Annotated in this window: 16 protein-coding genes and 2 pseudogenes; 4 read left to right on the top strand and 14 right to left on the bottom strand. The window is 32.6% G+C overall.

The genetic code is table 11. The annotated features are described in order from the left end of the window. The first annotated feature begins 5 nt into the window (after nucleotides 1-5). Nucleotides 6-971, top strand: a complete 966-nt coding sequence (locus AC3WVZ_RS08170; RefSeq protein WP_000103809.1) for an arsenic resistance protein — start codon at nucleotides 6-8, stop codon at nucleotides 969-971. Nucleotides 972-1,175: 204 nt separating this feature from the next. On the opposite strand, the gene AC3WVZ_RS08165 is transcribed toward AC3WVZ_RS08170, so the two are convergent. From AC3WVZ_RS08165 to AC3WVZ_RS08135, 7 genes are all read right to left on the bottom strand, one after another. Then, nucleotides 1,176-2,423, bottom strand: a complete 1,248-nt coding sequence (locus tag AC3WVZ_RS08165) for a DUF4153 domain-containing protein (protein ID WP_233936267.1) — start codon at nucleotides 2,421-2,423, stop codon at nucleotides 1,176-1,178. Between the two features lie 204 nt (nucleotides 2,424-2,627). Further along, the gene (gene topB, locus AC3WVZ_RS08160) at nucleotides 2,628-4,772 is read right to left on the bottom strand and encodes a DNA topoisomerase III (RefSeq protein WP_000766771.1); all 2,145 of its coding nucleotides are present in this window, start codon (nucleotides 4,770-4,772) and stop codon (nucleotides 2,628-2,630) included. A 534-nt stretch (nucleotides 4,773-5,306) separates the two neighbouring features. Next, nucleotides 5,307-5,936: a hypothetical protein gene (locus tag AC3WVZ_RS08155; protein WP_233936265.1), complete on the bottom strand. Its 630-nt coding sequence runs from the start codon at nucleotides 5,934-5,936 to the stop codon at nucleotides 5,307-5,309. Between the two features lie 243 nt (nucleotides 5,937-6,179). Beyond that, nucleotides 6,180-6,887: an IS6 family transposase gene (locus tag AC3WVZ_RS08150; RefSeq protein WP_100910607.1), complete on the bottom strand. Its 708-nt coding sequence runs from the start codon at nucleotides 6,885-6,887 to the stop codon at nucleotides 6,180-6,182. A gap of 65 nt (nucleotides 6,888-6,952) precedes the next feature. Then, on the bottom strand, nucleotides 6,953-9,595 hold the full coding sequence (locus tag AC3WVZ_RS08145; protein WP_233936264.1) for a non-ribosomal peptide synthetase: 2,643 nt from the start codon (nucleotides 9,593-9,595) through the stop codon (nucleotides 6,953-6,955). 10 nt (nucleotides 9,596-9,605) lie between these two features. Continuing rightward, a complete protein-coding gene (locus AC3WVZ_RS08140) occupies nucleotides 9,606-10,343 on the bottom strand; it encodes a thioesterase II family protein (RefSeq protein ID WP_016122309.1) in 738 nt (245 codons plus the stop codon). Between the two features lie 19 nt (nucleotides 10,344-10,362). After that, nucleotides 10,363-10,953, bottom strand: coding sequence for a TetR/AcrR family transcriptional regulator (locus AC3WVZ_RS08135; RefSeq protein ID WP_016122308.1), 591 nt, complete (start codon nucleotides 10,951-10,953; stop codon nucleotides 10,363-10,365). A gap of 301 nt (nucleotides 10,954-11,254) precedes the next feature. On the opposite strand from AC3WVZ_RS08135, the gene AC3WVZ_RS08130 reads away from it, so the two are divergent. Next, nucleotides 11,255-11,800 carry a hypothetical protein gene (locus AC3WVZ_RS08130; RefSeq protein WP_000458533.1) on the top strand — a complete coding sequence of 182 codons (546 nt, stop codon included), beginning with the start codon at nucleotides 11,255-11,257 and terminating at the stop codon, nucleotides 11,798-11,800. A gap of 51 nt (nucleotides 11,801-11,851) precedes the next feature. On the opposite strand, the gene AC3WVZ_RS08125 is transcribed toward AC3WVZ_RS08130, so the two are convergent. Then, nucleotides 11,852-13,492, bottom strand: a complete 1,641-nt coding sequence (locus AC3WVZ_RS08125; protein ID WP_233936262.1) for a multicopper oxidase family protein — start codon at nucleotides 13,490-13,492, stop codon at nucleotides 11,852-11,854. A gap of 362 nt (nucleotides 13,493-13,854) precedes the next feature. Here AC3WVZ_RS08125 and AC3WVZ_RS08120 point away from each other — a divergent pair, with 362 nt between their 5' ends. Then, nucleotides 13,855-14,490, top strand: coding sequence for a pentapeptide repeat-containing protein (locus tag AC3WVZ_RS08120; RefSeq protein WP_000687265.1), 636 nt, complete (start codon nucleotides 13,855-13,857; stop codon nucleotides 14,488-14,490). 94 nt (nucleotides 14,491-14,584) lie between these two features. Here AC3WVZ_RS08120 and AC3WVZ_RS08115 read toward each other — a convergent pair whose 3' ends face one another. Further along, nucleotides 14,585-15,868, bottom strand: a complete 1,284-nt coding sequence (locus AC3WVZ_RS08115) for an aminopeptidase P family protein (RefSeq protein ID WP_233936260.1) — start codon at nucleotides 15,866-15,868, stop codon at nucleotides 14,585-14,587. Nucleotides 15,869-16,057: 189 nt separating this feature from the next. On the opposite strand from AC3WVZ_RS08115, the gene AC3WVZ_RS08110 reads away from it, so the two are divergent. Then, complete coding sequence (locus AC3WVZ_RS08110) at nucleotides 16,058-16,288, top strand: DUF896 domain-containing protein (RefSeq protein WP_000789780.1); 231 nt, start codon at nucleotides 16,058-16,060, stop codon at nucleotides 16,286-16,288. Nucleotides 16,289-16,335: 47 nt separating this feature from the next. On the opposite strand, the gene AC3WVZ_RS08105 is transcribed toward AC3WVZ_RS08110, so the two are convergent. The 5 genes and pseudogenes from AC3WVZ_RS08105 to deoC form a co-directional block, all read right to left on the bottom strand. Continuing rightward, a complete protein-coding gene (locus AC3WVZ_RS08105; RefSeq protein WP_233936259.1) occupies nucleotides 16,336-16,815 on the bottom strand; it encodes a CcdC family protein in 480 nt (159 codons plus the stop codon). A 207-nt stretch (nucleotides 16,816-17,022) separates the two neighbouring features. Further along, the gene (locus tag AC3WVZ_RS08100; protein ID WP_000358533.1) at nucleotides 17,023-17,418 is read right to left on the bottom strand and encodes a cytidine deaminase; all 396 of its coding nucleotides are present in this window, start codon (nucleotides 17,416-17,418) and stop codon (nucleotides 17,023-17,025) included. Nucleotides 17,419-17,451: 33 nt separating this feature from the next. Beyond that, nucleotides 17,452-18,737, bottom strand: a pseudogene (locus AC3WVZ_RS08095) (pyrimidine-nucleoside phosphorylase). A 36-nt stretch (nucleotides 18,738-18,773) separates the two neighbouring features. Then, nucleotides 18,774-19,965 (bottom strand): annotated as a pseudogene (locus AC3WVZ_RS08090) (NupC/NupG family nucleoside CNT transporter). A 99-nt stretch (nucleotides 19,966-20,064) separates the two neighbouring features. Beyond that, the gene (gene deoC, locus AC3WVZ_RS08085; protein WP_001017441.1) at nucleotides 20,065-20,736 is read right to left on the bottom strand and encodes a deoxyribose-phosphate aldolase; all 672 of its coding nucleotides are present in this window, start codon (nucleotides 20,734-20,736) and stop codon (nucleotides 20,065-20,067) included. Between the last annotated feature and the right edge of the window lie 136 nt (nucleotides 20,737-20,872).

Genomic DNA, 20,872 nt, shown 5'->3' with positions numbered 1-20,872 from the left:
TATTCATGAGCACTATAGAAAAGATTCAAACTTTTATTATTCTTTTTGCTGTTACATGCGGCATCGTACTCGGACAATTTAATATGATACATACGTATTCAGACAAATTTATTGTCCCCTTCTTATTTTTCATGCTATATGGATTATTCCTCAGCATTCCATTAAAAGAAATAAAAAACGGATTTCGCAATTTAAAATTTGCTGGAACAAGTCTTACTATTAACTTCTTATGGACACCTTTACTCGCTTGGGGGTTAGGAGCACTATTTCTTTCCGATCATCCAGCACTTTGGGTTGGATTTATAATGTTAATGGTTACTCCATGTACAGATTGGTACTTAATCTTTACTGAAATAGCGAAAGGTAATGTAGCACTTTCTACTGCAATTTTACCTGTAAATTTAATTTTGCAAGTACTGCTCCTTCCCATTTATTTATTTTTATTTGCTGGTGTCATGAAAACTGTAGCGATTTCTGTTTTAGTAGAAAGTATTGTTATCGTAATCGTCTTACCATTTATACTTGCACACGCTACAAAGTTCATTATGAATAAAATGAAAAAAGCTGAAACTCTCGAGAATAAACTCATTCCGTTTTTCAGCTCTGCTCAAATTGTATTTTTAAGTTTAGCAATAGTAGCGATGTTTGCATCACAAGGTAAATATTTACTGCAAAATATGAATGTCGTTTTATTATTACTCGTTCCTGTTCTATTGTTCTTCATCATTAATTTCTTACTAGGACAATTTATCGGGCGCATCATGCATTTATCTTACAAAGATACAGTAAGTCTAAGCTTAACAACGTTAGCAAGAAACTCACCTGTTGCACTCGCTATCGCTGTAACAGCTTTTCCAGACGAGCCTCTTATCGCACTTGCACTCGTTATTGGACCGTTGATTGAGTTACCGGTACTAGCTTTTGTTTCACAAGTTTTGTTGCTTATTAAGAAAAAACGGCAATACGCATAATAAAAACCGTCCCATTTTGGGACGGTTTTTATTATGGAAAGATTACATACAACACTTGCTTCTTATTTATCAATACAAATGAAATTACCGAAACTACAAACGTAATAATACCAATTGTAATAAAGTGAAACTTTAATCATTGGGGGTTTTGTTCATCCCCCAATGATTATTAGCCCTCACCACTCCCGCATTAACAGATCCTTTCTAATTAAAAATGATAGGAAACGTAAATATAACGAAAGCTGCCCAAAGTCCGTATATTGGCAAATACTTCGTAACGGCATCTTGGATAGCTTTTAGTCCTGATTTATTTTGCAAGAAACGCATATAGGCAAACATAATCCAAATGAGATTTGCCCAAATCAGTATGTTTACTCCTAAAACAGCAAGTCTATTAGGTGTAATCCCGTAAGAAGAAAGTCTGAATACTATGGCTGACAATGCGACAGTGTCAATAATAAGCGCCAGAACAATTAAGGAAAAATTTATATAATCTGAAATGTTCTTTTTCTCGTCCGAGTCACTCTCAACGATAGAAAATATAGTAACAGCCAATACGCCAAGCAGTATTCCGTTGAAGGCCATTAGGAAATTGCGATCCAAGAATGGATTTTTCCCGATCCAAATTACCGTTATAAGATAGATAAGCAAGGTAATCAGGACGAGAGGACTAAAAATTTTAGATATGTATGGTGTAATATTTTTAGCAAGCTTAAGATTCATTGATACTAAGTATGCAGTCACAATAGCGAGAGCCGCTGCTCCAAATAAAACAACATTACTAAAATAGAATTCTCCTATATCTAAGTCAACAAAGCTAAATAAACGCATGGTGAATACCGCAAGTATCATTCCGCTCACTGCCATGCTCCCGTAGAGAAGACAATATTCTAAATTAAATTTAATATAGGCTAATCTTGTACTGCCTTTTGAATATTCATTTCCTGTAAATGCAAGCCCTACTAAGACCCATAAAAATATAGGAAGATGTAAATACGCAAGTATGGTACTGTCTTTATAATTTACTAGCAGCGTATTAAGATAATACCCGGAAATTAGGAACAACGCTGCAAGGGAATAAATAATACTTTTTTTCGGAGTATTATTGTAAACAAAATAAGCAGCAATAAAGGGAATTACACCAAAAGCCAAGTTAATTGGAGCAATTGCTTCCTGCTCAACAAAGTGGAAAATGATCCTGGTGCTTATGCCGGCCAGAATAGCTAAAAGGCCCATGAATAAGAAACCTTTTTGAAACAAAGATGTTTTTTCTTTATTTACTTTCTCCTTGAAATGCAACCTTTCATACCAAGCACCTAGAACTTGAGAATCAGGGTTTTGGTCCCATGCTTGTGAGAATGCTTTTTTAAAAGCTTTCGGATCTTTTCTATACATCTTCTCCAACTCATGGGGGTTATCCATATTTTTAACAATCAAATTGTTAATGTTCATAGTTATACCTCCTCTAATTTTAAAAATAAGGTTGTTACCTTTTAACAAAAGCACCTCACTCATTTATTATGATTTTGATTTTAATACAAGTTTTATCGTTTTACAATAAAAAATTATTATTTAAAGGATTTTTTTTATCGTTAAATTTTATATAAAAGAAAAACAAAAGAGCATGACAGTTTTATGTCATGCTCTTTTAACAAATTAATTCTCAAATACAAAATTAATCTTATTATCTTTCCACTCTAATTTCGCATCAAACGTTTTCTCGCCCTTTTTAAAGCCTTTAATTAAATCAGTCTTTTCACCTTTTAAGAGCTTTGTCATATTCTTTTGCGAAATTGTTTTACTTAATATCTTCTTTGAAATGGTGAAATCACATTGCGTTGTATTATAGTTAGAACAACCGTAAAACGTTGACTTATCAATTACATCGCCATCACATTTTTTACAGCTACCAACCTTTTTACCCGTTGTAAATTTCGATCCTTTTCGTTCAATCGATTCAACATGTAGTCCAGTGAAATCCCACTTCTCAGACATTTCCACTGCATCTTCAATAATTTTAGCTGATAGCTTTTTCGTCTGTTCCATAAATGTAGCTGGTGAAGCTGTACCTTCACCAATTTCCGCAAGACGTTGTTCCCATTTCGCAGTCATTTCTGGTGAAGCTAGTATTTTATCACCAATTGCGGTAATTAATACTTTTCCTTTATCAGTCGCATACACTTGGTTTTTCTTTACATCTATATACTTACGGTCTTTCAGCATCGTAATAATACCTGCGCGAGTCGCTTCCGTACCTAAACCTTCTGTTTTCTTTAATACTTTCTCCAGCTCTTCATTCTCTAAATACTTACCAGCTGTTTTCATTAACGTAATAAGTTGTCCTTCTGTATAGCGCTTCGGTGGCTGTGTTTTTCCTTCTTTCACTTTCACCTTTACAACTTTTCCTTCTTCGCCTTCAGCTACAATTGGAAGAATGGTTTCGTCATCTTTATCGTCTTGGAAAATAACTTTACGCCAACCTTCTTGAATTTGCTGTTTTCCTTTTGAAATGAATTCAGCACGTTCATCTACAAGCGTTACAATCGTTGTATAGTCAAAGATTGCAACTTCATAATGAGCTGCAATAAGCCTTCTTACGATCATATCGTATATTTTCTTTTCATCACCTGATAGTCTGCTTGGGTTTGTAACTTGCTCTGTCGGAATAATTGCGTAGTGATCTGTTACTTTCTTTTCATTTACATAACGCTTGTTATTCATAATGGATTCAACCGGAGCCGGTAATAAGCCTTTATATTCATCAAACTGACTCAACTTCTGTAAAATATCAGGGAACGTCGCTGCTTCTCCTTGTGTAACATAGTTAGAATCTGAACGTGGATAAGAAACAATCCCTTTTTGATATAGTGCTTGCGTTATATCAAGCGTCTTTTTCGGTGAAAACTTAAAGGCTTTATTTGCCGTTGCTTGCAATGATGATAAGTTAAATAAAAGCGGCGGCTGAAACTCTTTACGCTCCGTTTTCATTTCCTTCACAACAGCCGGTTTCCCTTGGCAAAATGCCGCAATTTTATTCGCCATATCAGGATCTTTTAAGCGGGATTCATTATCCTTTTCCCATTTTCCGTCATATTTCTTTCCTTCTATATTAAAGGTTGCAAACACTTCCCAGAAAGGCTCTGACTTAAAGTTTTCAATTTCTTTCTCTCGCTTTACAATCAATGCTAACGTTGGTGTTTGGACACGACCAGCAGAAAATACATCATTCATTCCTTTTTTCTTTAACAAAATACTAAAGACACGTGATGCATTCATACCAACAACCCAGTCAGCGCAAGATCTTGTGTATGCTTCGTAATACGTATTAATTGTATCTGATTCATCAAGTAGATTTTTAAATCCTTGGTAAATAGCTTGCTTCGTTAAAGATGAAATCCATAGACGTTTCATCGGCTTTTGCACGTTACAAAGATTAATAATATTTCGTACGATCAGTTCCCCTTCACGCCCAGCATCTCCTGCGTGAATGATTTCTGTTACCTGTGGATTATGTAACAGCTGTTTCACAACGTTAAATTGCTTATACTTTGACTTTGTTACTTCAAATTGAAAACGTTCTGGAATCATCGGTAATGTATTAAGTGACCATTTTTTCCACTCTGCGTGATAATGCTCTGGATTACATAACTGCGTCAAATGACCAATTGCCCATGTACAGTACGCTCCATTTGGAAATAACTCATTCGCTTCTACCTCTAAATATCCATCTTTCCGGCGATATTTAAACTGTGAAACAAGAGCCAACCCTTGATCTGGTTTCTCGGCAATAATTAATTTCATTTTATAACTCCCTATCTGTATTCCAGTGTTACTTTCATTGTCTATATGTTTAGAAGCGATGATAAAACAACAATCTTATTTATCATTCGCGGTTTGTCCCGAGTAATGGGATAACTATAATATTATACGCTTATTCTTTATGGCTTCACAATAGAAACTCATAATATAACAATTTCTTTGATATCCTTAAACAAAAAAAGACACCATAAAATTTGGTGTCTTTTTCTCTATTTTTTAACCACTATCTTTTCATTTACATTGTTTTTTATACTCTCTTCATTGCAATTAATTTTATCGATACTATCTACCTTCAATTTACCATCATTTTTCTAAAAAAGATGGTACTGTAAGGAAATGCCACAATAATTTATGTATTAAACTTTAAAAAATTAGAATTTTTTTTCATTTTATCCATAGAATACTTTAACTATCTCGTTGTAGTAGACAAATCATAATTTGCTCTTTAACAGCGAGCTTTCTCTACATGATTATTAACTCTCTTTAAAATCTATCAATCAAGTTGTATCCATTTCACTATACTCGCTCTAGAACTTTAAGGTTAGATTTTGTACTTTTTTCCAAATTCAATATATTTCCCGTCTTTATATTTAGCCCTAAACTTTTATCATTATCAAACCAATCAACTTCTAATTTTGTAAATTTAAGATTTTCCTCACTCCTTATTTCATAAGTGTAGAGTTTATCCCATAATCCCCATAAATGAGGATATAATCTCACTTTCAAATTAAAGGGTTCTAATATACATGTAAATAATTTTTGTTTTTTATTCTGACCTACATGTATTGATTTAAATAAATTATAGGCTACCAAACGTGATTCTCCATTTCTATTCTTATCAGCAATCAATAAACATAACGGTTTTTTTAATGAACATAATAAATTAATTGCTTCTGATTTAAATGTTAGGTTTAAAAAAGTTGTATTATTATCTTCTGTACTAATCCGCTTACACAAAAAATTATCTAAAAATAACAAACCAGGATAAATCTCATCTTCCTTAATCTTTTTTAAATCGGAAATATTCAAATATTTACTTCGAGTTAAAAAAACATTTGTTTTAAATATTTTACATAATTGATAATCAATGAGATTAAAATCACCAAATTGAAAAGTACAAAAAAATCCCTGAGCTTTTTTACACAAATAAATGTTATCTAATCCTACTATTTCTTTAAATCCTTTGTAATAATGAGGGGTTAATCTATATTTTCTTTGTATATATTTATTAATCCGATACTTCCGCCAAAGGTCTATTACTTCTACATTTGTAAATCTATTAAAAGATGCTAGTTCTTTTGATAGGTTAGCAAGGGCTATAAAATCGGTTCTGGTGCAACAATAGTGGAATGTGAAAAAAGAATAGAAGATTCCTAACGGAATGGAACTTTATGCTGTTAAACCAAAGAGTTCATTGATAAGATATATCTGCTTTTGGACAGACTTCTCCCCTTGGAGAGTTTGTCCTTTTTTGATCATATGCATAGCTTCTATTCCAGTAATCATTTTTATAGCTGTAGGGAATGATTTCAATCCTAGCATATTCCGAATCCGTTTTTTGATAAACCGATGATCTTGCTCAATGATATTGTTTAAGTATTTTTTTACACGAAGTGGTATACCGTGTGGTATACACTTTTCTTCCTTTAGTTCACGTACTGCAACAGGATAGGCTTTATCGCCATCAGCAGTTATCGAACGAGGTTTTGTGGCATGAACAGAAGCCAAGGCTTTCTTTAGAAAACGTTTGGCAGCCTTCGCATCTCTTTTACGACTTAAATAAAAATCAATCGTGTTTCCTTCAGAATCAATCGCGCGATATAAGTACATTTTCTCTCCTTTGATTTTGATGTATGTTTCATCCACACGCCAAGAATCATTGGTTGGTTTCAAATGTTTTCGAATACGCTCATTTAATTCTGGTCCATATTGATGCACCCATCGCATAATTGTTGTATGTACTAAGAATAATCCTCTTTCCTCCATCATTTCCACTAAATCACGAAGACTTAAGTTGTACCGCAGGTACCAACGTACGGTTAATACAATGATATCAGGCTGATACTGTTTCCATTTGAATATATTTTCTTTTTCCATACTGATCACACACCTTTTTTTAGTAATAGCACCAGTATTGCCAAGTTTGAAAGAGCATTTTCAAATCATTTCGCTTTTTTGCACCAGAACCTTTTTTTTACAGGACTCCGATTAAAATCAGTAGGTAAATTCAATTTGGGAACCGAATTTAAAAACTCTTCTTTCCAAAAATTTAATTGTGAATGTGTTTTCTTTTTCTCTTCAGGTGAGTTTCTCCATTCTAAATAATCATAGTATTGCAGAATATCTTGCTTTAATTTATTTCCTTTATATAGCTGTATTCCTTCTGTAATTAGATTTTTTATTGCTGTTCCGTCAGCAATCATATGATGAATATCAAAAAGTATTAAATACTTTTTGGTATTAATTTTAATCAATTTTATACGCATTAATGGCGCACATTTTAAATCGAACTCTTGAACAAAGTCCGCGATTAAATTATCTACTTCAGTCTCTTTGATTTCACAATATTCTACATCTAAATCTAACTTGTCATTAATTATTTGAAACAGATTTTGATTTTCCCATAAAAATGATGTTCTTAATGAAACATGTCTTGCTATTAATTTTTCGCACACTTGTTGAAACTTATCATAATTTATCTTTCCTTCTATAAAGATTCCATGCGGTAAATTATATAAAAGTTTGTTGTCATACAACTGACTATGCATATAAATCTGTTTTTGAGCAAATGAAGCTTCATATTTTTTTGCTCCCTTGTTAACTGTTATTCCCTTTTGAGAAATCACATCACCCATACTTAACTTTATTACCTTCGACATCCCAATAATTGTAGGAGCCTCAAATATTTTGTTTATAGGGATATATAGATTAAATGATTTTTCTATCATACTATTTAATAAATTGGCCTTTAAAGAATCTCCACCTATTTCAAAAAAATTATCTGTAGGTCTTAAAATAGTTTTATCGAAAACCTTTTCCCACAATGATTGCATTTTTCTTTCAACATAATCAATAGACTCAACTTGTATATTATCTATCAATTCCAACCCATTTTGCTCTTTTTTAATTTCTTCCAATAATAAAGTGTACATCCCTTCACGATAACATTGTGCCAAAAAGAGTCTTCTTACTTTCCCACTAGTCGTCTTAGGTATTTTTTTTATGGGAATAATATTTTTTACAGGTATCGCAAACATTTCTTGTATAATTTGTTTTGCTTGGTGAAGTAATGGAATAAAACTTCTTATCTTTCCTTTATACAAAATAAATAGAATTAATTCATCTGTATGTTTTTGTTCATTAAACACTCCACAAGCTACAACTTTTCCTAATTCCATAGAAGGTAGTGATTCAATCATTCTTTCAATATCATGTGGATATATGTTCTGTCCATTTATAATTATTATTTCCTTAGCTCTACCAGTAATGACGATTTCACCATTCATCATAAAACCCAAATCCCCTGTTTTTAACCAACCATCACTAGTTATTGTTTCATTTGTTGCTTCTATATTGTTATAATATCCCTGCGTTACATTATCCCCTCTAATTTGAATATTACCAATATACATATCTTCCATAACATTATTTTTATTATCACAAATTCTAACCTGACAAGAATCTACAGGAAATCCTACTGCAACAAATGGAGCTGCATCTTCACTTTCACTACTCACTTCTTTTACTTTTTTACCAAAATTTAAATTTTGACGTTGTAAATAGATTGGATTGATTTCTTTATCTATTGTTGGGCCCGAAATACCGACAGTAGCTTCCGCCATTCCATATACTGGATACATAGATGTGGTTTTTAAATCATATGGTGTCATACGTTTCAAAAATTCATTAACTGTATTAATAGCAATAGGCTCAGCGCCATTTAAAATTAATCGTATACATGAAAGATCCCAATTCTCTGCATATTTTTCTTTAAAATATTTTAAGAAATAATGATACCCAAAGTTTGGTGAGCTTAATATTGTAGTTCTATATTCATTTGCCTTCTTTAACCATAAAATCGGGTTGCGAATAAACAGCCATGGATTCATATTCACTTGGTTAATCCCCTTAAATATAGGCATAAGATGGCAACAAATTAATCCCATATCATGGGTCAAAGGCATCCAACTTAACATTGAATCCAATTCACCAACTTCTATTCTTTTAACAATATCTCTAATGTTTGTAAGTAAGTTATGGTGAGTAAGAATAACTCCTTTAGGCGCCCCTGTAGAACCCGAAGAAAACTGTATAAAAGCAATATCTTGTTGCTTAGAAGAATAAATTACCCCCTCCTTCACTACATTTATTAATTCTTCTATAAAGATAACCCTTTCACCAATCATTTTTTCTTTATTTTTTATATCGGAATTTCGTAAAAATAAACTTAACTTTTGGTGTGTGTTTTTATCAGTTACAATATAAGGATTCGAAAGGTTCCCCCATACATTTACTACTTTCATTTTATGCAAATCATTGTTCCCTACGGTAATAGGTACAGGAATCATCCCTCCTAAAATACATGCCCAAAACAAGTACATAAATTGTTCATTATCATCTATTTGAAAAATCACTTCATCCTGGGGCTTTAAACCCTTTTTTTGTAAATTATATAAAACGCCTTTTGACTTTTTGTATAAATTTTCAAACGATATAAATTTTTCTGTATTACTATTCATTATTATGGTAATACCTTTATTCTTAATCTCTCTCTTAGATTCTAGCATCTCTATTAATGTTTTCATTCGATTACCCCTAGATTATTTTTAATTGATGATAATTTTTTTCATCAATTAATGTGTTATTTATAATTTTGGTAATGTCCCCAACATGCTTATTTATAAAAAAGTGGTCATCATTAAACAAATGAAAAGAACATTGTTCAGTAGAAAATTCTCTCCATTCCTCTAATTCTTTAATATCAATTAACTGGTCTTGAATACCATTAAGAATAGTCATAGGAACTCTGACTTTTTCATTTCCATATATAAATCTATGTTCATAATTTTCAACAATTTTAAAATCTGATTTCAAAATCGGCATAAAAATCTCCATTAATTCTTCGCAAGCCAACACTTCTTTAGGTGTTCCTCCCAAAAGAAGAACCTCATTTTTAAATTCCTCATCGGGTAATTTGTGCATAGAAGTTATAGATTTTTTATTAGGTGAATTTCTTCCTGAACAAAAGAGATGTACAGGAAGATTATTATCTTTCTGCTGTATAACTCTTGTTAACTCATATGTAATTAAACTTCCCATACTATGCCCAAATAAGGCATATGGTTTTTCTAGTAGCTGATTTCTAATTTTCATATATACATCATCAATTAACTCTTCAAATTCTTCATATAACGGTTCAGTGATTCTATTTCCTCTACCAGATAACTCTATTATTTTCAAATCAATCCCAGGGTGCAAATACTTCTGCCATCGCATATAATAGGTTGATGATCCTCCCGCAAATGGGAAACAAAATAAATTTATTCCTCCCATCTCACCCCTCCTTTACACTTTACTTTGACTCTTTAAGATAGTTATTGTACATCGATGCGCAGGTAGCAACAAAATGCTCACTTGTAACATTGTTCATCTCATCATTTCCAATTGCCACCATATTGATTAAGTAGGTAAATAATTGACCATAAAACATAGCAGAAATCAATTTAAAATCCTTCAATGGGATTTCACCTTTACCATGTAATTTATTTAAATAGGTAACTAAGTGATCTATCAAGCGCATATTAATTTCATTAAATAACCCTTTCATTTCTTCATTTTGTCTAGCTTCAATAAGAACAGCCCAAATTTGACTAACCTTCGGTATATTAATTTCCATATAAATATTCCCTAATAAATTTAGGTCATGTTCTACATCTCCAGTTAGTTTGGTTGTTAAATCAGCTAGTATTGCAACAGGTGTAGTTTTCAAAATAATACCCTCTTTAAATAACTTCTCCTTGTTACCAAAATGTCTAAAAATAGTTACTTCACTTACTTTTGCTTTTTCTGCAATTTCACGGGTTGTCGTCGAACTATACCCTTTCTCACCAAACAAGGAAATTGCTGCTTCTAATATTCTTTCTTTTGCTGATATTTTTGTCATTTTAGTTTTTTATCCCTCCTTATTAGTATTGTAAAACAATTATGTTAGTTAGTGTTTACTTACTTTCATTTTAGCACATTTTTTTCCAAAAACAAGATAAAATTGTAAAATAACTTTAGGTCAATTTAATAATTACAAAAGTATAAATTTCATTTTTTACATAATTCTTTTTAAAAAGGACCCCCAACAAAATCAAACGTCTCTTTGCCTACATCTATGAAATTGTGCAGATAATATGCAGATATAAATTATCATAAGTACACATATGATGAAATGAACGATAGGACAAGGAGGTATCATAATGTTTGCTTATACGTTAACTACCTTAACACTTTGCTGTACCTCAATTCTTATTACATCCAATATTTCTAAACGTAAGGGTACCCTAATGGAGTATATGGTATTTATTATGTCTTTTAGTATGAGTATCGGTTTAAGTATTGGTTTTTACTTAGGCATTCTCTTTAAGGAGGAATTACTATATTCTACTTTGCTTGCTATTTCAATTAGTGGTTTTATCGGCTTTTTAATCGGTCTACGTTTTCACCTATATACCGCTTTAGAAGGAATGTTCTCTGGATTAATGGCAAGTATGATGGGAGCAATGATTACAGAAATGTTAAACGCTCAACAAGCTCATAGTATATTGTTCATTAGCCTTTTACTTACTATAACGATTACTATGTCCTGTGTGATTCAATTATTATCGGAGAACTTTTCTACTTTTATCCAACAGCGTTTTTTGTCATTACTTTCAATTAGTGTAGTAATTATCGTTGCCGTATTCGCGACATTCCCAGATCATACTCCCTCACCTACATCCGGGCATGATCAACACATACATTAGTACTTGCAACAAAAATGAATAAGCAGCTATCCATAGGATAACTGCTTAATATTACTCTGGCTTATTAGGAATGTTTCGGTTTGGAACATAATCCGATTTGTAATCTGTATATTTTACTTCTGTTACCATCCCAGCTGAAGCATGGTGTAAATCATGACAGTGGAACATCCAATCGCCCGGATTATCTGCTACAAAGGCTACTTCATATTCTTCTCCCGGTTTTAAGTTCAATGTATCTTTCACAATTGGAGAACCTTCTATCGGTTTTCCATCTTTACTCAATAACTGGAAGAAGTGACCATGTAAATGCATTGGATGATCGTCCATTTTAGAACCATTTACTAATTTTACTTTTACTAAATCACCCTTTTTTACTTGAATTGGGTCAATATCTGGAAATACCTTTCCGTTAATTGTATATACCATTTCATTTCCATTCATTTGCGTATTTAAGTCCATATTATATGTGGCAGTATACTGCTGATTTAACGTGAAACTACCTAATTTTTTAGCACCATATTTCGTCATATCTAATTTCGGTAATTTTTCTTTTTCATCTGCTTTATCTTTCATCTCTTTGCTGCCATCATATTCAATAACAGCTTTCATTCCTTTTGCACCTTTATTTTTCGAATGGTCTTCAACATACCATTTCCCAGGATTATTAGCAGTAAATTCAATATCATAACGTTCACCCGGTGCGATTGAAATTACTTTATCCTTTATAACTTTTGGATCGTTTATTGGTTGACCATCTGTCGCAATTACTTTTATATCATGGCCATGAACATGTATATCATGTGATAGATAACCAGCATTGACGAGTCTAAGACGAACGTTATCTCCCTTATTCACTTTTAATGGTGCTACTAAATCACCGCTTTTTCCATTGATTGTGAATAAATCGTACATACTCATATCATGACCTTCCATCTTCATATTTCCATGGTCCATTCCTTCCATATTACTAGAGTCTTTTTTATCACTGCCCATGTTCATATCAGAATGAGCCATGCCGTTCTTATCATCATTCTTTTCCCCATTTTCATTACCTTTAGATTTATTACCTATTTGCCCTTTTGTCATTTCTTTTAACTGCTTATTCATTTCTTCTTTATCTGTAACCCATTCATCCAACATTAATGTGTAATCTTTATCATATTTTTCCTTTGTATCTTCTACAATGAGCGCTCCATACAAACCACTATCTAATTGATTTACAGAATCTTGATGCGAGTGATACCAGTACGTTCCTGGTACGTTCGCTTCAAATTCGTAAGTGAAACTTTTTCCTGGTTCAACTGCATCTTGTGTCACGCCTGGAATTCCATCCATGTTATTTGGGACAGGATATCCATGCCAATGAATAGATACTGGTGCAGATAATTCATTTTTTAATGTCACTTTCACCTTTTCACCTTTTTTCACCCGAATTTCTGAACCAGGAGATGAGCCATTAAATGTCCAGACTGGAACAATAACACCGTTACTTAATTTTTGCTTTTCTTCTTTCGCTATTAAAGTAACTTCTGGTCCTTTTTCAACTTTCAATGGTGTTGTAGCTGTTTCAGTCTGTAGTGTTTTTTTATCATTCATATTTTTATGATCATTTGTTGTATTTGTCGTCACAGAACAGGCAGCAATTAAAAATATTGCAGAGACTGTAATGACTGCTAATACAAATCGCTTCATGGAAAATCCCCCCTTTTTCTTTTTCAAAATCATTATAGAGGTTGATTTTCAAGAAAATAAGGAGATGTAATTAGATCTTACGTAAGCTAATTGGAAGATTACTAAAAGCGGAGACATTACAAGAGGCGAATATTTTAGAAATACATAATGCTTTCCTTGTAGCGACTATATTAGCCGTTCTCGTATTTGTTTTGACGTTATTTCTTAAGAAACAATAACACTGCTATTATTAAATAAGAAAAATGTAGCTAAAATGCTCTTCACAAAAGAACTTAGATTTTTGTATAATAAGAACTAATGTTCTTTACAGACAATGGACTCAAATTACACAAATATATCAAATAGAAGAGGATTGATATACGATGAAAATTGATAGACCAAAAATTTCACCAGAGTTATCTTCAAAGAATTTTCAAGATATTTTTTATGAAGAAGATCCAACATTAGAAGTCTGTGAAATTATAGACTCCACTTTCGAAAATGAATGTGTAGATAGAGTGCGATTGTATGATGCAGTGATAAAGAATTGTAAATTCACTAATACAGACTTTAGCAATATTGATATTACAGATGTTTGTTTTGAAAACTGTGATTTATCAAATGTTAATTTAAGCAATTCTTCTGTTCACAGAGTCGAATTTAAAAACAGTAAATTAATCGGAGTAAATTTCACAGAATCTAGCTTAGGAAATGTTAAATTTGAGAATTCAATTTTGAATTTAGCAGCATTTGGAAATTCTAAACTGGAAAAAATTATATTTAATGAAACTTCATTAAATAATGCAGATTTTTTTGACTGTAAACTTAAAAAAGTTGAATTCCAATTATGTAGTCTTGATGAAGCTAATTTTGATCAGACATCACTGAAGGGGATAGATATTAGTTCTTCTACCTTTGATACACTTACAGTTTCAGTGAACGATTTAAGAGGATGTAAAGTATCAACATATCAAGCTGTTCAGTTTGCTACTTTATTAGGATTAATAATTAAAGATTAGTATTTCGAAGAAAAGAACCCTATCCCGAATCATGGATTTTTTAATTGTCCACGATTCGAGATAAAGTTCAAATAAATTAGTGATGACTCTTTTATTATTTAACTACAGCTTGGTTTCCTTTTACATGTTCATTATTTACACTCATAAATTCTTCAATTTCTTCAACTTCTCTAATGATATCTTTTGACAAGTTTTCATACCCGTCTTTCGTTACAAGAATGTCATCTTCAATACGAATTCCAATTGATTCTCCTTCAATGTAAAGACCAGGTTCAATTGTTATAACCATACCTTCTTCTAACATTCTATCTTTATATGTTCCTACATCATGTGTATCTAAACCAAGGAAATGGCTGACACCATGATAATAGTATTTTGATAACTCTTCATCTTCTTGAATTAAACCAATTGCTTTACACTCTTCTGCCAGTACCTTTTTTGTATGCTCATTTAATGCAGCGAACTTTAATCCTGGCTTAATAAGCGCTGTTGTTTCTTTTAATGCTTTTAATACAATATTATAAATTTGTTTTTGACGACTAGAGAATGTTCCATTTGCCGGGAATGTATAACTAATATCAGCGTTATAGTAGTCTTTTTGAGCACCTAAATCTAGTAATACTAAGTCACCATTTTGAATTTGTGCATCATTATCTTCATAATGAAGAACTGTAGCATTTTTCCCACTCGCCAAAATTGTATTGAACGCATGGTGCTTAATGCCAGATGATTTCAGTGTAAAATCAAATTGAGCTTCTAATTCATACTCCATCATGCCTGCTTTTGCATTTTTTAACACATTGTAAATACCATCTTTCGTTACAGCAATCGCTTCTTTAATAATTTCAATTTCTTCCTCTGTTTTAAATACTCGTAATTCACAAATGTTCGGATATACATTACCAATTGTTACGTGTGGGTATTTTTCTCTTACATGTTTAGCAAATGCTAATGTTTTTGTCTCCGCACCATTCCAATCACGACGTTCTATATCTAAATATAGATGCTTCGCATTTTCTGTAAAAAGTATATTTGACATTGTCTTTTCAAAGCTATCTAAATATACAACTTTCTTTATACCTGAAATTCCCTCTGCTTCTTCGCTAGAAACTGTCTTCCCAACCCATTTTTCCATTACTGGATCTGATTTTTCAATGAAAAGTGTCTCTTCTACACTATTCCCAAACTTTTTCAGCATAAAAATAACATTTGGTTCATCGATTCCCGTTAAGTAGTAAAAATTACGATTCGGTACAAATTTATAATGGGCATCAGCTGACATATGCGGTGCTCGTCCCGCAAATAAAATCGTAACGGATTCATCAGGTAATGTTTTCGTTAGTCTTTCTCTATTTTGAGCAAAAAATGTTGATTTCATAATAATCCCCCTAGTGTTCTATGTATGCTTGTAAAGCTAATTGTCCTCTGTTATTCATTTTATTATTGTTATAATTTTTCGTCAATTTTTAACCTTTTAGATGGTGTTGACATAATAAAAATTAAGCGTTAAAATAACTATATATTAGTAAGTAACTAATATAATTAAATCTAACTAGAGGTGAATCAAATGAAAAACATTTTATTCCGTATTAACGAATTGTCAAAAAAAGAAAAAGCAACTGGATTAACAGTTGCTGAAAAACAAGAACAACAAATGTTACGTCAAAACTATACAGAAACATTTCGTGGAAGCCTAGATTCCATTTTATTAAACACAAAAATTGTTGATCAAAATGGTCTTAACGTTACACCTGCTGCATTACAAGATGCTCAAATACGTTTAAAATTAAGCAAATGAGTTCCGAGCTAAAGAATTCTAATAAAACATAAAAAGAGCTGGATTTCCTATATAGAAATTCCAGCTCTTTTTATTGTCCTTTTTAATTTAGTAAACGAGCGATACATCGCAATTCTCCACGACACAATCATCGCAAATGCAAGTAAGAAAAACATTCCGCTTAACTCTGCCAAATCAATTGATTGGCTTAAATATGACTTTAATGCCACGCGTACAGCTAATAAGCCTACTAAAATAAATATGAATGCTTTTGACGGTTTCATAAATATATGTTCGCCTTTTATTTCGAACTTAGTTGTTTTAATAAGAAAAATAGAGAAAATAAGCCCTATACTAATTGCCTCGACTATTTCTAACGATGTTAATCGAAACTCTGGTAAAAAGTACATCATTGCGCCTGTACTCATAAAAATTGGCGGCAATATAATTTTCTTTTTCGTTACCGGCTTTTTCGCTGCTTTAAAACGTAGAAACATTACCCCAACAGCCATACAAACTGCTACGACACTTGATAAAAGTGCTATCATACTTTCCACTCCTATCTATTTAAATGACTTTTTTAACAAAATCATAAACCAATAAGTAACTACATGCCACATTATAGAATTTCTTCATTATATTCCTCCTGCTGTAAACTTTCCATATTCGCTGCAATCATTTTACGCAAAGTTTATGAACGGAATATGAACAAAAAAGCCATTCTGCAATTAATAATTGCAAAATGGCTTTTTAACTTATTTTAAATCGTCAATTGTGAAAGCACCTGGAAGTAATTGCTCAACAGTCACTTCTTTTTCATCACCTTTTACATTCGTTAGTAATACAGGCATTTTCGGATCACAGAATTCAGCAATTACTTGTCTACACGCACCACATGGTGAAATAGGTCCATCAGTTTCTCCTGTAATAACTAAATAACTAAAATCGCGCTCCCCTTCTGATACCGCTTTAAATATTGCTGTTCTTTCTGCACAGTTACATAAACCATAAGAAGCATTTTCTATATTACAACCAGTATAGATTTTCCCTTCTTTCGTAACTAACGCTGCGCCAACAGGAAATTTAGAATACGGAATATACGCTTTCGATAACATCTTGTTTGCTTCTTCAATATATTTTTTCTTATCCATATTATTTCCCCCTCAAAGTAAATGAAATGATGATTAGTCAGTAATAACTGTATGAACTAATTTAGGAGCCACTGCTGTTTCAGCGATAGAGATGTTCTCATAAATTTTTGCTTTTACATCTTCTACATTTTCACGGTTTGCGTAGATTGTTACGAACGGCTCGCCTTCTTTTACTGCATCGCCAACTTTTTTACGTAACATTAATCCTACTGCTAAATCGATTTCATCTTCCTTCGTTGCACGACCTGCACCAAGTAACATAGCTGCAATACCAATCTCATCTGCAACAATGTTAGAAATAACACCTGAAGTTTTTGCAGGTACATCAATTACATACTTCGCTTGTGGCATTTTTTCTGGATTGTCTACAATTGAGCTATCTCCGCCTTGATTGCTTAAGAACTCTTTAAATTTCGCAGTTGCTTTTCCGTTTTTCATCACTTCAATTAGCATTTCACGAGCTTCTTCTAACGTATTTGCTTTTTTCGCAAGTACGACCATTTGACTTCCTAATACAAGTACTAATTCTGTTAAATCTTCTGGACCTTCACGTTTTAACGTATCAATCGCTTCTTTCACTTCTAGAGCATTACAGGTTGTGACATATCTGAAATAACTGCCATTGTTTGACGTCCTACGTTATTTCCGATACGTACCATTGCATGTGCTAATTCTTTTGCATCTTCTTCTGTTTTCATAAATGCACCAGCACCTGTTTTTACATCAAGTACGATTGCGTCAGCACCAGCTGCAATTTTTTTACTCATAATTGAACTTGCGATTAAAGGAATTGAGTTAACAGTTCCTGTTACGTCGCGTAATGCATAAATCTTTTTATCTGCAGGTGTTAAGTTTCCTGTTTGTCCAATAACAGCTACTTTGTCACGGTTTACAATATCAATGAATTGTTCTTTCGTAATTTCAACGTGGAATCCTTCTACCGCTTCTAATTTATCAATTGTTCCGCCTGTATGTCCTAAACCACGACCAGACATTTTTGCTACTGGTACATCTAAAGCAGCTACTAACGGTCCTAATACTAATGTTGTTGTATCACCAACACCGCCAGTTGAATGTTTGTCTACTTTAATTCCTTCAATTGCTGATAAGTCGATCGTTTCTCCAGACTCAACCATCGCCATCGTTAAATCTGCACGTTCGCGATCTGTCATATCTTTAAAGAAGATTGCCATTGCAAGCGCACTCACTTGATAATCAGGAATACTTCCGTCTGTATATCCATTAATAAAGAATTTGATTTCTTCAGTCGTTAATTCTTTGCCGTCACGTTTTTTTGCAATAATATCTACCATTCTCATTACAATCACCATTCCTTTTTATATTATATAAATCTATTAAAATAATAAGCCAACGATTGTTGCTGATAAGAAACTTACTAATGTTGCACCGAATAGTAATTTCAAACCAAATCTTGCGACTACATTCCCTTGCTTTTCATTTAAGCTCTTAACTGCCCCTGCAATAATCCCAATTGAAGAGAAGTTTGCAAATGAAACTAAGAATACAGAGATAATCGCTGTCGTTCTATCTGAGAAATTAAAGTTTCCTTGTGCTAAATCTGTCATAGCGACAAATTCATTTGATACTAATTTTGTTGCCATAATATTTCCGGCATTAACTGCTTCATGCCAAGGTACACCCATAATAAATGCAAATGGTGCAAATGCATAACCAAGAATTTCTTGGAATGAAATACCGATTACACCTTTAAATACTGCATTAATGAATGCGATAAGAGCAACGAAACCGACTAACATAGCTGCTACTGTAATCGCAACTTTAAATCCATCAATAATGTATTCCCCTAATACTTCAAAGAAGGTCTTCTTCTCTTCTTCTTGTACTTCTAACATATCTTCTTCCTCAGTAACTTCATATGGGTTAATGATAGAAGCAATGATGAAACCACCGAATAAGTTAAGCACTAAAGCGGTTACAACATATTGTGGTTTTAATAACACCATATATGATCCAACGATAGACATAGAAACTGTAGACATTGCTGATGCACATAATGTATACATTCTTTTCTCTGGCAATAACCCTAGTTGTTTCTTAACTGAAATAAATACTTCAGATTGTCCTAAAATCGCAGATGCAACAGCGTTATATGATTCTAGTTTCCCCATTCCATTTACTTTACTTTACTTTACTTAATGCTAGACCGATAGATTTCACAATAATAGGTAATACTTTAATATGTTGCAAAATACCTATTAAGGCTGATATAAATACGATTGGCATTAATACACTTAAAAAGAACGAAAACTCTTTTTGATTTACTAATCCACCAAATACGAAATTCACACCGTCAGCGGCATATTTTAATAGCTCTCCAAAACCATCTGCTATTCCGCTAATTAATATATTCCCTACACTTGTATTTAATAATAGAAACCCCAAAATAAATTGTAATATAACCATCGTTATGATTGGACGATATTTGACTTTCTTTCTATCATTACTAGCAAGCCAAGCGATACCTAAAATCAATACGAGGCCAAAAACACCGATTAAGTATTTCATAAGCCGTTTCCTCCCATTCGTATCCGCTTACATTTTTTTCAATTATTAAAGCAATAGATATACTTTAAACGTATATCTATTGCTTTAAGCTTTTATCGATTAGTAGTTATCTGTAGCACCTTTTGCATCATTTAATACGATTGCAACACTAGCACTTGCTCCAACGCGAGAAGCTCCAGCAGCTACCATTTTGTCTGCATCTTCACGTGTACGAACACCGCCAGATGCTTTTACACCAACGTTTGGTCCTACTGTTTTACGCATTAATGCGATATCTTCAGCAGTTGCTCCGCCAGTTGAGAATCCAGTTGAAGTTTTTACGAAATCAGCACCAGCTTTTACTGATAATTCACAAGCACGTACTTTCTCTTCATCTGTTAATAGGCAAGTTTCAATGATTACTTTTACAAGAGCTTTTCCTTTTGCTGCTTGTACTACTTCATAAATGTCTTTTTCAACAAGTTCGTTGTCGCCATCTTTCAAAGCGCCTACGTTGATTACCATATCAACTTCAGTTGCACCTTTTGCAATAGCATCTTTTGTTTCAAATGCTTTTGTTTCAGTAGTGCTTGCTCCTAATGGGAAACCGATTACAGTACAAACGTCTACATCATGCCCAGCTAGTTCATCAGCCGCTAATTTTACCCATGTTGGGTTAATACAAACAGAAGCGAATTTATATTCCTTTGCTTCTTCGATTACTTTCATAACATCTTCTTTAGTAGTATTAGCTTTTAAAATTGTATGGTCAATTAACTTTGCAATGTTCATTATCTTCACTCCTCATATCTTTTAACAACTTCATTCTAACTCTTAGTTGAACAAATGTAAATACACTTTTGAAATTTTGTTCATTCTTTTTTAAAAGGAATTTTCTTGTAGTAAATAAAGCGCATTCTAACAAAGA

It is taken from the genome of Bacillus sp. CPT56D-587-MTF, from assembly GCF_058792335.1.
Note: the sequence above shows the minus strand (reverse complement) of the source record. Positions and strands in the feature narration are given on the sequence as shown.

Excerpts from the sequence above, each read along its gene's own strand:
- AC3WVZ_RS08125 (WP_233936262.1), bottom strand. The coding sequence starts at position 13,492 with ATGAAGCGATTTGTATTAGCAGTCATTACAGTCTCTGCAATATTTTTA.
- deoC (WP_001017441.1), bottom strand. The coding sequence starts at position 20,736 with ATGAACATTGCAAAGTTAATTGACCATACAATTTTAAAAGCTAATACT.
- AC3WVZ_RS08150 (WP_100910607.1), bottom strand. The coding sequence starts at position 6,887 with ATGGAAAAAGAAAATATATTCAAATGGAAACAGTATCAGCCTGATATC.
- AC3WVZ_RS08110 (WP_000789780.1), top strand. The coding sequence starts at position 16,058 with ATGAAAAACATTTTATTCCGTATTAACGAATTGTCAAAAAAAGAAAAA.
- AC3WVZ_RS08145 (WP_233936264.1), bottom strand. The coding sequence starts at position 9,595 with ATGAAAACATTAATAGAGATGCTAGAATCTAAGAGAGAGATTAAGAAT.
- AC3WVZ_RS08135 (WP_016122308.1), bottom strand. The coding sequence starts at position 10,953 with ATGACAAAAATATCAGCAAAAGAAAGAATATTAGAAGCAGCAATTTCC.
- topB (WP_000766771.1), bottom strand. The coding sequence starts at position 4,772 with ATGAAATTAATTATTGCCGAGAAACCAGATCAAGGGTTGGCTCTTGTT.
- AC3WVZ_RS08100 (WP_000358533.1), bottom strand. The coding sequence starts at position 17,418 with ATGGATAAGAAAAAATATATTGAAGAAGCAAACAAGATGTTATCGAAA.
- AC3WVZ_RS08130 (WP_000458533.1), top strand. The coding sequence starts at position 11,255 with ATGTTTGCTTATACGTTAACTACCTTAACACTTTGCTGTACCTCAATT.
- AC3WVZ_RS08165 (WP_233936267.1), bottom strand. The coding sequence starts at position 2,423 with ATGAACATTAACAATTTGATTGTTAAAAATATGGATAACCCCCATGAG.
- AC3WVZ_RS08170 (WP_000103809.1), top strand. The coding sequence starts at position 6 with ATGAGCACTATAGAAAAGATTCAAACTTTTATTATTCTTTTTGCTGTT.
- AC3WVZ_RS08105 (WP_233936259.1), bottom strand. The coding sequence starts at position 16,815 with ATGATAGCACTTTTATCAAGTGTCGTAGCAGTTTGTATGGCTGTTGGG.
- AC3WVZ_RS08115 (WP_233936260.1), bottom strand. The coding sequence starts at position 15,868 with ATGAAATCAACATTTTTTGCTCAAAATAGAGAAAGACTAACGAAAACA.
- AC3WVZ_RS08140 (WP_016122309.1), bottom strand. The coding sequence starts at position 10,343 with ATGGGAGGAATAAATTTATTTTGTTTCCCATTTGCGGGAGGATCATCA.
- AC3WVZ_RS08120 (WP_000687265.1), top strand. The coding sequence starts at position 13,855 with ATGAAAATTGATAGACCAAAAATTTCACCAGAGTTATCTTCAAAGAAT.